The following is a 13,090-nucleotide window of genomic DNA, read 5'->3' on the forward strand; positions in this document are numbered from 1 at the left end:
GACCGTCTCCGCGCCACGCAGCAGCTCCAAGTCCGGCTGGATCGTGATAGCGCCGTCTTCGACCTTCACCGGCAGTTCCGCGGTGGCATCGCCGTCACCGGGCTGAGCCGGCTCGCCCTCGGCGCCCTGCCCGGCCTGCGGCGTGAGCTCCTCGTCGGCGACGGACAGCAGCTGCGTCGTGGGGCCGGTCTCGTCGCCGGCTGAGTCCCACATCTGCCCGGCCGGCCCGCGGAAGACCGAGTTGCCGTCCGCGTCGACCGCCCGCAGGCCCCCGCCCGCCCCGGGCTGGATCTCCAGTCCTTCGGCAGAGGCAGTGAACTTGATCCGTTCCAGCTCGGCGCTGGCCGCCGCCTCGGAACTCTTGACCACCAGCACCTGACGGTAGCCCTCGGCGGTCGCGGTCAGCTGCAGGTCGACACCATCCAGCACATTGGGGTAGGTGGCCGTCGCCCCGTCCAGAACCGGCTCGGGCAGCTCGCCCGGCCAACCCAGCGTCAGCGCCCGCCCGTTCCTGCTCAGACGCAACAGATCATCACCCTGGCCGCCACCGGAGAACGACAGATCCACCACGGCCGACTTCGGCCCCACCGAGCCGTCGGTCCGCTTCACCAACGTGACATCGATAGCCCGCCATGAACCGTCCTCAGCCTTGGCGCGCTGCGGTTCCGTCGACTGCTTGAGGGTGAAGGTGCCGTCCGGATTCGCCACCGTCTGCGAATACTCGGTCCGCGCCGCCGTCACCTCGACCGGCTCTCCGGACGCCACTGCGCGCTCCGAAGCCGACTGCTCCGTCAGGGCTGGGGACGACTCCTCCGCATGAGCCACAGAAGCCGAAAGGGGCAGAGCCGGCAGCAAGGACAGCAAGGTCGCGGCTGCAGCGGCTCCACCAATCACGCGGCGCGATCGCCGTCTGCGCGCACCTGCGCGCACGCGTCCCCACCCAAACTCCACAGTCCCCACCCCAGAGTCACAAAATCTTCATGAGTGGAGCGAGTCAACGTGGTGGCGGATCCTTACGTCGATGTGATCTAGGTCACAATCTGGGGCAAGGGCAGGAATTCGTCACCAGAGTGAAGGCATCTCACTCCGATACCTACGGATAGAGGAGGCCAGGCAAGCGTTACGCAGCGTCCGTGTGCACGGTATGCGAAGCCGACCGGTCGCTGCTCCCTGAGCGCAGGATGGACACCAGCATCCTTGACCTGGCCGCCCCAATGCGAAGCCTCTTCCGCAACCTCTCAGCCGAGATGGGCCGCTGATACTGCTCACAGTGCAGAGCGTCTTCCGCACGGGCACGCTCCAGAAGATCACCCGCAGGAATCGGCTGCTGCTCGGGCCCTTCGCCACCATCTCGAACAGCCCCGGCCCACCCACTATCGGCCCGTCCGGCGCTTGAGGACTCCGCGCGAAGCGCAGGATGCCCCACGCGGAGCGCGGGAAGCCGCGGCCGCGAACCCCGCGAAAGGCCCCCGCCTACCGAAGGTGCCCCGTGTCATTGAGCAGCCGCACCGACGCGTTCCCATCCGCGTAGTACGCCACCGCCGACAGCGACGCCGCCGCCAGCTCCATCCGGAACAGCGACTCCGCCGGCGCACCCAGCGCCATCCGCACCAGCGTCCTCAGCGGGCCGACGTGCGAGACGACCAGCACCGTCCCCCCCGCATGCCGCGCCAGCAGCACATCCCGCGCCACCGCCACCCGCCGCGCCACCGCCTCGAACGACTCGCCGCCGCCCGAGGGCGCCGCCGCCGGGAACTTCAGCCACGCCGTCAGGTCATCCGCGTAGCGCTCGCGCACCTCCGCGAAGGTCAGCCCCTCCCAGGCTCCGAAGTCCGCCTCCCGCAGGCCCTCCTCGACGTGTACGTCCAGGCCCAGCCGCGCGGCAACCGCCTCCGCCGTCTCCCGGCAGCGCCGCAGCGGTGAGGCGACGATCGCCTGCACGCTGCCGTGGGCGGCCAGCAGCGCCGCGGTCGCCTCGGCCTGCCGCCGCCCGGCCTCCGACAGCGACGGATCCGAGCCACCGCTACCGGAGAACCGCTTCTCCGGCGTCAGCGGCGTCTCACCATGCCGCAGCAGCACGAGCGTCGTCGGCGTGCCCCTATCGGTCGGCCAGCCGGAGGCGGCCGGAGCAGCCTCCTCGACCGCCGGCTCGACGCCCGACCCATCTCCGGCCCCGGCATCGAACCCCGCGTCCATCGCCTCGTTCACCAGCCGGCTATTTCTTCGGCGGTGCGAAATGCTCCCGCACGGAGTTGGTCTGGTTCTCCATCATGGCTATGACCGAGTCGAGGACTTCGGGATCGGCGTCGTCGGTGATCGCGAACTCTCGTGACCACTCGAAGTAGCTGCGGTCCGGATCGTTGGTTATCGGCCGGACGCGAATAGTGGCGGCATAGTCGTAGATGCCCATCGTCGGCGCGACGGCTCGGTAGGTGGAGGACCGCTCCACCTCGTTGCGTCCGGCGACCTCCTGCTGGACGAGGCCTCCGTTGAATACCAGCGTGAAGTCATACCGCGACGGCACCCGTTCGAGCGCGCCGCCTTCGGTCCAGCTCACGTTCTTCACCGCAGGTCCGGACACGATCTTCACCACCTTCATGGGGTCGCGGACCTCGGCCCAGACGGTGTCCGGGTCGGCGTCGAGAATCGTCGAGTGGTGCATCGTGTGCTTCCGCTTGATCTCCACGAGAACTCCTTGTCAGTAGTCGATGCGGTCCGATTTCGCCAGCCACGCGTCGAACGGCGCCCTACGGTTCGGCAGGTCCAGCTGCTCGACCGACATCGGCCACATTGACTTGGGCTTCTTTTCGAACAGGTCGTAGAACTTGAGGTCGTCGAAACCGCCCACCGCGGCATCGTGCCGATCAGCGGAGTAGACGATCCGGTCGACTCGCGCCCACAGTGCAGAGGAAAGGCACATCGGACACGGCTCACACGAGGTGATCAGGACGCAGCCCTCGAGCGAGAAGGTGTCCAGTTGCTTGCAGGCGGCACGCATCGCGCTCACCTCGGCGTGCGCCGTCGGGTCCAGGGTCGCGGTGACCTGGTTGTTCCCGATCGCGACAACCTCGCCATCCTTGGCGACCAGTGCGCCGAACGGACCGCCGCCGTTCGTCACGCTGTTGGTGGCCAACCTGATCGCTTCTTCTATCCAGGCGCGCTCGAGCTCCTGGATGCTCGTTTCTTGGGTGTGCGCAGTCACGGTCACTCCTTTTGGAGACGGTGGGGACTCCCCGGGTGCTCTGCCCGTGCGGGATACCGCACCCGGGGCAACAAGTGGGGCCTCGCGGGTGCCGCCTTGAGATCAGCGCTGTCGGCGGCACCCGCGGGAGATCATCACGGCTAGACGCCGCAGATCTGCTTCGGTGTGACGGGAGTGTGGGTCAGGTTCACCGCCGTCGCGTTGCGGATGGCGTTCACGATCGCGGGAGTGGCGGAAATGGTGGGAGGTTCGCCGACACCACGCACACCGTACGGCGCGTTCGGGTCAGCCCTCTCGATCACATCCACCGCCATCGGCGGCATATCCAGAATGGTCGGGATCAGGTAGTCGGTGAACGACGGGTTGCGGATCTGGCCGTCCTTGACCTGGATCTCCTCCATCACGGCAAGGCCGAGCCCCTGTGCGGAACCACCGTGGATCTGCCCGACGACGGCGTCCGGGTTGATGGCCTTGCCGACGTCCTGAGCACAGTCCAACTGCACGACCTTGACCAGACCCAGCTCGGTGTCCACGTCCACCACCGCCCGGTGCGCGGAGAAAGCGTGCTGGACGTGCACCCGCCGGCTCTGTCCGGTCACCGGGTCCATCGCGTATGTCTGAAGGTGGTGGTATTCCCTGGTTTCCTCGATTACGTCATCGCCGAGTACATCGACGAGATCGGCGACGAAACCGGTGGCTGCGGAAACAACCTTGGCACCGGAAAGCGACAGATCCGCGGGGTTCTCGCCGAAACGCTGGGCGACTCGGTCGAAGACCACCTCGCGGACGGCTTCACACGCGTTCTTGACGGCACCGCCGGTGATGTAGGTCTGCCGGGAAGCCGAACTCGACCCCGCGTCGCCGACGTTGGTGTCGGTCGGGTGGATGTTCACCCGCTCCACGCCGAGTTCGCTGCGGGCGATCTGCTGCTGCACGGTGACCAGGCCCTGCCCGACCTCGGCCGCCGCGGTGTGCACCATCGCAACCGGTTCGCCACCAATGGCCTGCAACCGCACCCGCGCCGTGGAGTAGTCGTCGACACCTTCCGCGTAGGAAACGTTCTTGATGATCACGCTGTAGCCGACGCCCCGAACAATGCCTTCGCCGTGCGTGGTGTTGGACAAAGCACCCGGCAGGCCCCGGATGTCCACCGGTTCGGTCCGGTTCTCCGGCGGCAGTGGGAGCCTTTCGAGCCGTTCCAGCAGCTCGGCGACCGGCGCAGGGTAATCCAGCACCTGCCCGGTGTGCATGGTCGAGCCCTCCTCGAGGGCGTTGAGCTGACGCAGCCGCACCGGGTCCATGTCCAACGCCTTGGCGAGTTTGTCCATCTGCAACTCGTAGGCGTATGCGGGCTGCACGGCGCCGAGGCCACGCATCGCGCCGCACGGCGGGTTGTTCGTGTACAGGCCCCAACCCTCGATCTTGACGTTGGGTACCTGGTACGGCCCGATGCCCAACGAAGTGGCATTGCTGACCACGACCGGGGTCTTGGAGGCGTACGCGCCGCCGTCGAAGTACATCTTCGCCTTGACGTAAACGAGCTTGCCGTCCTTGGTCGCGCCGTGCTCGTAATACATCTTCGCCGGGTGCCGGTGCACGTGGCCGTAGAAGGACTCTTCCCTGTTGTAGACCATCTTCACGGGCTTGCCGGTGTGCAGCGCCAGCATGCAGCAGTGGATCTGCATGGACAGGTCCTCGCGGCCACCGAAGGCGCCGCCGACACCGGACATGGTGAAGCGGACCTTCTCGACCGGGAGCCCGAGCGCCCGCGCCGTCTGCTTCTGGTCCACGTGCAGCCACTGGGTGGCGATGAACAGGTCGACCCCGCCGTCCTCGGCCGGGATGGCCAAGCCGGATTCCGGTCCGAGGAACGCCTGGTCCTGCATGCCCATGGTGTACACATCGGACACCACGACGTCGGCCTTGGCTTCCGGGTCGCCGCTGATGATCGGCTGGTAGCGCACCACGTTGCCCCCGGGGTGCAGCTTGGGAAGCGTGTCGTCGTGCGCGGCCCGCTCCGGGTCGGTGATCGGCTCGAATACCTCGTAGTCGACCACAATCTTTTCCAGCGCGCGCCGGGCCGTCTCCGGGTGATCGGCGGCAACAAGGGCAACCGGCTCGCCCTGGTAGCGCACGATGTCCTCGGCAAGCACCGGCGTATCGGAGATCTTCAGGCCGTAGATGTTCTCGCCGGGGATGTCCTTGTGGGTCAGCACCGCGTACACGCCGGGGTGCTTGAGCGCGGGACCAATGTCGATCGAGTTGATCCGCGCATAGGGGTGCGGGCTGCGCAGTGTCGCGCCCCAGAGCATGTCCTCCGCCCACAGATCCGAGGAATAGGCGTACTCCCCGCGTACCTTGAGCGTTCCGTCCGGCCGCAGCGGGCTGTCGCCGATCCCGCCGGTGATCGCCTCATTGAGATCCTGCGAAGTGCGGGCGGGAGAAGTCTGGTTGGCCATCAGGAAGCCTCCACCTTTGTGACGAGATAGTTGCCGAGCATGAGGTAATCGATCTCCGTTCCAAGGAAGCAGTTCAGCGCGTCGGCCGGGGTGCATACGATCGGCTCGCCCGCCACGTTGAAGGAGGTATTGATCAGACAGGGAACGTCGGTCAGTGCGGTGAACCGGCGCAGCAGAGCTGCCAGCCGCGGGGTGTCCTGATCGGTGATTGTCTGCACCCTGGAGGTACCGTCCACGTGGGTCGCACCGGGGATCACGTCGCGGAACTCCGGCCGCACCGGGAATACGAACGTCATGTACGGCGAACGGGTTTTGCGGCCCATCTCGAAGATCTTCGGCGCGTCCGACTCAAGCACGATCGGTGCAAACGGGCGGAATGGTTCGCGGTGTTTGACCCTGGTATTGATGATGTCTTTGATATCCGGGAACTTCGGGTTCGCGAGGATACTGCGGTGACCCAATGCCCGAGGCCCATGCTCGATCCGGCCCTCGTACCAGCCGATGACAACCTTCTCGGTGAGCAGTTCCGCCACCTGAGCGACGACCTCGTCATCGCTCAGCCTGCTCCATACCACTCGACTGCCGAACTCCCGCAGGGCCTGCTCGATCGTCGAGTCGTCGTATTCCGGTCCGAGGTACGGAGTGACCGGCGGCGCGGACTCCTCCCTGACTGCGTTGTCAGGGTGATTGACCCAAGCGTGGACCGCGGCGCCGATGGCGATGCCCGTATCGCTGGCGCCGAAACTCACGTCCATATCGTCGAACCGCGACCCCTCGAGCAGCGGGGTGTTGTTGAGGCAGTTCAGCGCCACGCCACCTTCGAACAGCAAGTGGTTTAGATCCGTCTTGGCTTCCAGGGCGCGGAGCTGGTGGCTCGTGACGACGGTCAGCATCTCCTGTGCCGCGGCGGCCACCCGGGCTTTGTACTCGAGGGTGTCCTGCGCAGGACCGAAATGCTGCTCAAACAGGGAATCGAAGCTGCGAGGGTTGTCCGTCTCCAGGGGCCTGCAGAAGGTGTAGCGCCCGTCCTCGTGCAGTTCGACGATGTGCTCAAGGAACGGGTTCGGTGTCGGGGGCTTGGCGAATCCGGACAGGCCCATGATCTTGTATTCGTCGTTGTTGGGCACGAAGCCCAGGTATCGCGTAATCGCGGCGAACAGGAGCCCAATCGAATAGTCCGCGCCGATGGTCGACTCGTCGAAGACGCGGATCAGGCCGTCGCGGATTTCGCCGATCAGCGACGAGGATCGTTCAGCGCGGCCGTCACTGATAAGGAACGCGGCGTCCTTCATGCCCGCCATGTAGTAGCCGGTCATCGCGTGGGCGAGGTGGTGTGGCACGAACACCACCTTGTCCGGATCGGGGGTGAAGCCGGTGCGTGCGGCGAAGTCGGCGAGAACCGCATCGTGGCTAACGGCTCCGGTGAACAGCTCGCCGATGTTACTTATGAGATCGAGCTTCGCCGAGGGCGCCATCGGCGCGGAGGTGATGTCGAACAGCATCCCGTCCAAGACCTCAGCGGAGAAGTTCCACGGGATGGCAATAAGGTCGATGTCAGAGGATTGCAATCCTGCGGATTCAAGGCACCATTTCACCGCGTTGATCGGGAAGTCGGAGGTCTTCTTCTCCCGGTTCAGCCGCTCTTCCTCCACGGCAGCAACCAGCTCGCCGTCCACCAGCAGCGATGCACCCGCGTCGTGGCCGAGGAGGTAGTGCCTTTCGGTGCCGACCGCGCCAAAGCGCTCGGCGAAGATTTCCGAGACGCGAGTGAAACCGTTGCACCCCAAGACAATCAAGACAATTTCCTTCTCTGTTGCGCAGCCTTCGTCATCACGAAGGAATCGGCGGCTCCGCCCGACGCGCTGGGCAGCGGCCGGCGGAGAGGCAGGCCGCGTCGGTCCAGGGTTAGTTGTTGGCCACGAGGTCGCGGATGATCTCTCCGGCTGCGGGTGCTTGGCATAGTCCCTGGCCGGAGAATCCTGCCGCGTAGAGGAAGGGGCGGGAGGGATGCCGGCCGATGAAGGCGGTCCCGTTCGGGCTGCCGTCGAAGGCTCCGCTCCATCCGCGATGAAGGCGGATGCCGTCGAGGGCCGGGTAGGTGGTGCTGAGTTGGTGTGACAGCCGCTGGAGCCACGCCTGCCGGGATTCGTCCGGGTTGGGGCGGCCCATCCCGATGAGGAGGCGGTCTTTCCAGGCTCGGATCCGCAGGCCGGAGGAGGCGTGCAGGGTCATCGGCAGGGTGGTGAGCGGGGCGGCGGGCGGCTCGGTGAGCAGGAGTTCGATGGGGTACGTGGTCACGGGGAGGTCGACGTCGGCCATGGAGGCGACCGTTCTCGACCAGGGGCCGGCCGCGCACACGATGGTTTCGGCGAGGACGCTGCCCGTAGGGGTGTGGACTTGGCCGTCGGGGTCGATGCCGGTGACGGGTGTTTCCGTGCGCAGGATGGCGCCGGCATGCTGAGCGGCTGCGGCGTAGCCGCGCACGATTGCGGCGGGGTCGCAGGCGTAGGTCTCGGGCGTCCAGGCTGCCGCTAGGATGGCGCGCTCGCTGAGCAGCGGGTTGAGCCGCACCGCTTCGGATGCGGTCACGAGTTCGACGTCCACTCCTGCGGCCTGCTGAGCGGCTTGGGTGCGTCGGAAGTCCTCCACTTGGTGGTCTTCGGTGAACACCACCAGGAAGCCAACACGCTTCAGGCCGAGGGGGGTTCCGGTCCGCTCGGTGAAGGCGTGATACGCCGCCATGCTGCGGACGGCAAGGCTGCCGGTGTGGGGGTCGCCGGGAAAGTAGGGACGCAAAACGCCCGCGGTGGCCCCGGACGCTCCCGATCCGAGCGTGCCGCGCTCCAGCAGGACGGTGCGCACGCCGGCCTCGACGAGATGGCACGCTATCGAGGTGCCAACGACTCCTCCGCCGATGACGAGAGCGTCCGTGCGCTTGGGCAGAGCGCTCATGACGGCTGACTCACTTCAGCGGGGCGCTGTTGGCGCAGGTGGTCTCCGGTGTCCCACGGGAACAGGTGCAGGTTCCAGCCGCCCAAGCAGTTGACGTAGAGGGCCATCTGGCTCACCACGGCCAGGAAGTCGTCGCGGTCGAGGTGGTCGAGGCAGGACTGGAAGCGCTGGGTGAAGTCCCACAGCTTCTCCAGACCGCAGTAGCCCAGGAACTCGGCCGGGATGCCGACCAGCAGGCGTGCCATCTGGCGCAGAGAATCCATCGGCATGTCCGCGACCACGCCCCGGACCAGGCCGCCGTAGGTGGCATACCCCAGCGGGCGTGTCTCACCGTTGACGAACAAAAGGGTGGGCAGAACCGTCTCGAAGCTCCCGGCCCCGGACGGTATCCACCCCCGGTGCAGATCGGCGAGCTCGGCTGGTTCAGACAGCCAGATCCGCTCGGTCTCGGCGTACACGTCGTGGATCAGGCGATTCGCGTCGGGGTCGGCGGCGGTCAGATGGGGGATGCGGTGGCCGCCTCCCGTGCCTGCCTTGCGGACCTCCACCAGGACTGGCTTCTTCGTCGAATAGACCGAATCCCATACCGCGCGCCCGGCCTCGATCAGCGCCGCCAAATCCTCTGGACGGACCTGGCCCACAGGGGATGCCAGCATCGGTTCGGTTAACGTGCCGTACTTGATGCCTAAATGCTGCAACGCGGAACAGAACACCGTCCCGTCGGGCGCCTCGCGTCGATCAAACCGGTGAGACGCGGGCAGATGCAGCAGCGAGGGGATCGGTGCCACGTGATACAGATGACTTCCCGCCACCAGCGCGTGTCCTTGCAGGCTCTGGTAGGGCAACGCCTCCCACAGCGCATCGGCCAGCGCAGGGTTGCGATCGTCGAGTTCTGCGGCAACGGTAATACCCAGATCAGGCCAGGCGATCTCAACACGCCGACCGGACAACGTCTCAGTCAAGGCATTCTCTTTCGTTCGGCAAGACGTCAGGAGGATCGAGCAGAGTGGTCGACCGACGGTGGTCCATGGTGATCTCGACTATCACGCCGGTACCGCCCGCGATCGGCGTCGCGTCCGGATGCTGGGCCTTTGCGGCCACCGCTTCCCCCATGTGGCAGGTCGGAGGAAGTCCACGGCACTCATCCCTTGCTTCGTTGCAACTTCCTTGCTTCGTTTGCAACTTGTGTGAGGAGTACACAGCCAACCGAGTGGAGTCAGCTAGGAGTGGAAGGCATGAAAGAGTCCGCAGGCTGAGGCTGGCTCTTCGTAGACTTCTACAAGAGCCGGTCAGACCTGCGGCGTTGGTCAACTCCTAGCGACCACCAGGGCCTTCGACCTCCGCTTCCTGGCCCCGGTGCGACCGGGGGACGCACTGACGGTCACCCTGACGGCCAAACGGATCACGCCCAGGCAGCACGTGGCACATAGCAAGGTCCGCTGGGATGTCAAGGTCACAAACCAAGGCCGGCGCCCGGTGGCCCGCTACGACATCGTGACGCTGATGGGCGGCCAACGACTCCTCGTAGCCCCGTATCTCGCCCCGTACCGCCCTCGCAGGAAGGCACCGGCTATGAGAAACCAAGCAACTCGGGCCGCTTCGCCCGAGAGCGCCACTGGGTGGCCGGATCGGAAGTCAAGCGCCGCGCCTTGAGGTCGAGCAGCCCGCTCACATGCTGCACCTCCGCAGCAATCTCCCCGTCGCCGCGGCGCAGGACGTGCTCCACGCGGTAGGTCTTGCCCTCGCCCCATATCCAGGCGCAGGACACGTCCACCTCGTCCCCTCCTCGGAGTTCGTTGTGATACCGGATGACAGTTTCCAGGTTCACCGGCCCGAAGCCACTTCCCAGCAGCTCATCGATGTCGATACCGGCCGCCCGCACACACGCGAAACGCGAATGATCCGCGTACTGCTGGTAGACGGACCCGTTGACGTGATGCTGGGGATCGATCTCGTACGACCGGACTTCCATGTGCACGGAGGACAGCTCAACCGCCATGAAATTGCCTTCCGTTCGTCAGGGCTCGCCGGGCGCCCGGGGGAGTCTAGCGATCTGCCCCCTCCGTCGGCCGGTGAGAAAGCGCAGGTCAGACCTTCCACCTCGGAGAGGGCCCTTTTGCTGGTCAGAGGCAGTACGGGCACCACAGAGGCCGGATCTTCACCTACTCATCTGAGTAGGTGAAGATCCGGCCGTGTCCGGCGGGTGCGTGGCGAGCAGCACGGGCGCGTTGTTGCCCGCCCACTCCGCAACCTGCGCGGGTGGGACCCCCGTTTTACACACGCCTGCCGAGTGGTGGTGCGTACTCGTCTGGGGTGAGGACGAAGGCTCCCGGGACGGTGGACGGCGTCTTGTGCATGCGGTTGCTCACGGCTTGCTCAGGGCTCCTTGCCGGTGGGATTCCGCTCGGCGGTCCAGCGGCGCGGCGTCGCCGACAGCTGCGTTCAGGACGTTGTGGGAGGAGGAGGCAACGGTCGCCTCGTCGTGCGAGCCTCGTGGTATCAGAACTGGATCGGCCCGCTCAGTGGCCCACCCGCGCTCGGTCAGCTTCCGCAGCAGCGACTCTGCGCCGACGGCGGCTGCGCCGAACTCCGCAAAGAGAATCCTCTGGTCCCGGGAGGTCGAGGAGGTGACATCATCGGGACCGACGCCGAGCCCTTCCAGTGTGGTGAGCAGCCGCGCCAGTTCCCCCGGTCGATCCTCGACCATGACCCGCAGCCGCGTCCGGCCGACCGGCCTTTCACTGCGCCGGCCGTGGATCCTGGCAAGGCCCGCAATCCCGCCGTCCAGCAGGTCCACTATGTTCGTCATGCTGTGCTGCTCATGCAGCGGCTCGGCTGCCGAGAGGTCGTCCAGGGCGGCCAGTACGGCCGAGAGGTCCTCGTGCAGTGCTCGCAGCACCCTGGCGACCGCAGCAGCGTTGGCCTGGAGAATGTCGCTCCACAGGTGGGGATCGCCTGCCGCGATGCGGGTGACGTCGCGCAGTCCCTGACCGGCGAGCCTGAAGGCTTCCTCAGGCCCTGACTGAAGGCGCGCCGCCATCAGGCTGGCCACGACGTGCGGCGCGTGGGATGTCAACGCCACCGCATCATCGTGTGCCTGACTCTCCATTATCACGGGGATCGCACCGCACATGGAGATCATCTCCAGCGCCCGGTTCAGGACCATCTGCGAGGTTGCCTGTGTGGGGGTGAGCACCCATGACCGGTCCTCAAAGAGGTCCGCACGGGCCGCGAGCGGGCCAGATCTCTCCCGGCCCGCCAGCGGATGGCCGCCGACGAAGCTGACCGGATCGGAGATGGTGCGCAGCACATCGCGAGCCGGTTCGGACTTTACGCTCGCTACGTCCGTGTAGGCATGGGCGAGACCACTCAGCTGCTGCTCTGCCAGGACCGTACCGACCTTGCTCGGTGGTACAGCTATCACGGCCAGGTCCACCGGCTCTGCTGGGGCGCCGACGACGCCGGCGCCCAGCGCCGCAGCCGTGCGGGCCGCAGTTTGGTCCTGGTCCAGGAGATGCACGATGACGTCGTGGCGGCTTACGGCGAGCCCCACTGATGTTCCGATCAATCCTGTACCGACCACTGCCATGGTGCGCATCACAGGGTCACGCCCCCTTTTTCTTTCTGTGCCAAGTCGTTGCGCAGCGCTGCGGCACCACCCAGGTAGATGTGTCGGATATCAGAGCTTTTACGATGTGTCTGCACGTGCGCCAGGATGCGCACCATGCGCGGCAGAGCCCCCACGATGTTCAGTTCCTGGGCACACATCAAAGGGACGTGGTCGAGGCCCATTTCGCGCGCCGCTGCTGCGGGGAACGCACTCACCAGGTCGGGGGTGGAGGTGAACACCACACTGATGAGGTCGTCAGGCGACAGGTCATTGGCGTACATGATCTTCTTGAGCAAGGTCTTGACGCTCTCCAGAAGATGTAGCTCCTCGTCACGCTCGACCTGGATCGCGCCCCGTATCGCCCGCACCGTCATTCCTGGGCTCCCCATGAGGTGGTCCGGTCCCTTGCTGCCGAGTCCAGACAGATCATCTCGGCGATGAGGAAGGCCAGATCCAGGGACTGGCTGCGGTTGAGCCGGGGGTCGCAGGCCGTCTCGTAGCGCTGGTGCAGGTCGTCGACGAAGATCTCGTCACCGCCGCCCACGCACTCGGTCACATCGTCGCCAGTCAGCTCCACATGGATGCCGCCCGGGTGGGTGCCCAGGCCCTTGTGCACCTCGAAGAAACCCTTGACCTCGTCAAGCACATCATCGAAGCGCCGGGTCTTGTGGCCCGAGGCGGCCTCGAAGGTGTTCCCGTGCATCGGGTCGCACACCCACGCCACCCGCGCACCAGAGGCAGTGACCTTCTCCACCAGCTCCGGCAACCGGTCGCGGATCTTGTCCGCGCCCATCCGCGTGATGAAGGTCAGCCGACCCGGCTCCCGGTCCGGATCGAGCCGCTCAATCAACGTCAGCGCGTCCTCCG

At 66.1% G+C, this 13,090-nt stretch carries 11 protein-coding genes and 2 pseudogenes; 2 read left to right on the forward strand and 11 right to left on the reverse strand.

The features are described from left to right. Positions 1-1,270 precede the first annotated feature (1,270 nt). Positions 1,271-1,396, forward strand: coding sequence for a hypothetical protein (locus tag ACTWQI_RS03080; RefSeq protein WP_443267105.1), 126 nt, complete (start codon positions 1,271-1,273; stop codon positions 1,394-1,396). A gap of 77 nt (positions 1,397-1,473) precedes the next feature. Here the strand turns inward: ACTWQI_RS03080 and ACTWQI_RS03085 are convergent. From ACTWQI_RS03085 to ACTWQI_RS03115, 7 genes and pseudogenes are all read right to left on the reverse strand, one after another. Continuing rightward, positions 1,474-2,214, reverse strand: a pseudogene (locus ACTWQI_RS03085) (histidine phosphatase family protein); the annotation flags it as partial. Position 2,215: 1 nt separating this feature from the next. After that, complete coding sequence (locus ACTWQI_RS03090) at positions 2,216-2,686, reverse strand: SRPBCC family protein (RefSeq protein ID WP_443267107.1); 471 nt, start codon at positions 2,684-2,686, stop codon at positions 2,216-2,218. 12 nt (positions 2,687-2,698) lie between these two features. Continuing rightward, positions 2,699-3,202, reverse strand: coding sequence for a nucleoside deaminase (locus ACTWQI_RS03095; protein ID WP_443267108.1), 504 nt, complete (start codon positions 3,200-3,202; stop codon positions 2,699-2,701). Positions 3,203-3,342: 140 nt separating this feature from the next. After that, positions 3,343-5,661, reverse strand: coding sequence for a xanthine dehydrogenase subunit D (gene pucD, locus ACTWQI_RS03100; RefSeq protein ID WP_443267110.1), 2,319 nt, complete (start codon positions 5,659-5,661; stop codon positions 3,343-3,345). Next, entirely contained in the window at positions 5,661-7,457 is a 1,797-nt protein-coding gene (locus tag ACTWQI_RS03105) for a carbamoyltransferase family protein (protein ID WP_443267112.1), read from the reverse strand. Before ACTWQI_RS03105 ends, pucD begins: the two co-directional genes overlap by 1 nt. A 109-nt stretch (positions 7,458-7,566) precedes the next feature. Further along, on the reverse strand, positions 7,567-8,613 hold the full coding sequence (locus ACTWQI_RS03110; protein ID WP_443267113.1) for an NAD(P)/FAD-dependent oxidoreductase: 1,047 nt from the start codon (positions 8,611-8,613) through the stop codon (positions 7,567-7,569). Then, positions 8,610-9,575 (reverse strand): cucumopine synthase-related protein, encoded by a 966-nt coding sequence (locus tag ACTWQI_RS03115; RefSeq protein WP_443267114.1) that lies wholly within the window; start codon positions 9,573-9,575, stop codon positions 8,610-8,612. The genes ACTWQI_RS03110 and ACTWQI_RS03115 overlap by 4 nt, the downstream gene beginning before the upstream one ends. A 334-nt stretch (positions 9,576-9,909) precedes the next feature. Between ACTWQI_RS03115 and ACTWQI_RS03120 the strand changes: the two are divergent. After that, positions 9,910-10,266, forward strand: a pseudogene (locus ACTWQI_RS03120) (hypothetical protein); the annotation flags it as partial. Here ACTWQI_RS03120 and ACTWQI_RS03125 read toward each other — a convergent pair. The 4 genes from ACTWQI_RS03125 to ACTWQI_RS03140 form a co-directional block, all read right to left on the reverse strand. After that, the gene (locus ACTWQI_RS03125) at positions 10,184-10,612 is read right to left on the reverse strand and encodes an acyl-CoA thioesterase (protein ID WP_443267116.1); all 429 of its coding nucleotides are present in this window, start codon (positions 10,610-10,612) and stop codon (positions 10,184-10,186) included. The pseudogene ACTWQI_RS03120 and the gene ACTWQI_RS03125 sit on opposite strands and share 83 nt — an antisense overlap. A 366-nt stretch (positions 10,613-10,978) precedes the next feature. Next, the gene (locus tag ACTWQI_RS03130) at positions 10,979-12,211 is read right to left on the reverse strand and encodes a prephenate dehydrogenase (protein ID WP_443267117.1); all 1,233 of its coding nucleotides are present in this window, start codon (positions 12,209-12,211) and stop codon (positions 10,979-10,981) included. Next, on the reverse strand, positions 12,211-12,597 hold the full coding sequence (gene aroH / locus ACTWQI_RS03135) for a chorismate mutase (protein WP_443267119.1): 387 nt from the start codon (positions 12,595-12,597) through the stop codon (positions 12,211-12,213). The genes ACTWQI_RS03130 and aroH overlap by 1 nt, the downstream gene beginning before the upstream one ends. After that, a partial coding sequence (locus ACTWQI_RS03140; protein WP_443267121.1) for a 3-deoxy-7-phosphoheptulonate synthase occupies positions 12,594-13,090 on the reverse strand: 497 nt, incomplete at its 5' end. The genes aroH and ACTWQI_RS03140, both read right to left, overlap by 4 nt.

The sequence above is a fragment of the Streptomyces sp. KR80 genome, assembly GCF_052245555.1.
Classification (GTDB): Bacteria; Actinomycetota; Actinomycetes; order Streptomycetales; family Streptomycetaceae; genus Streptomyces.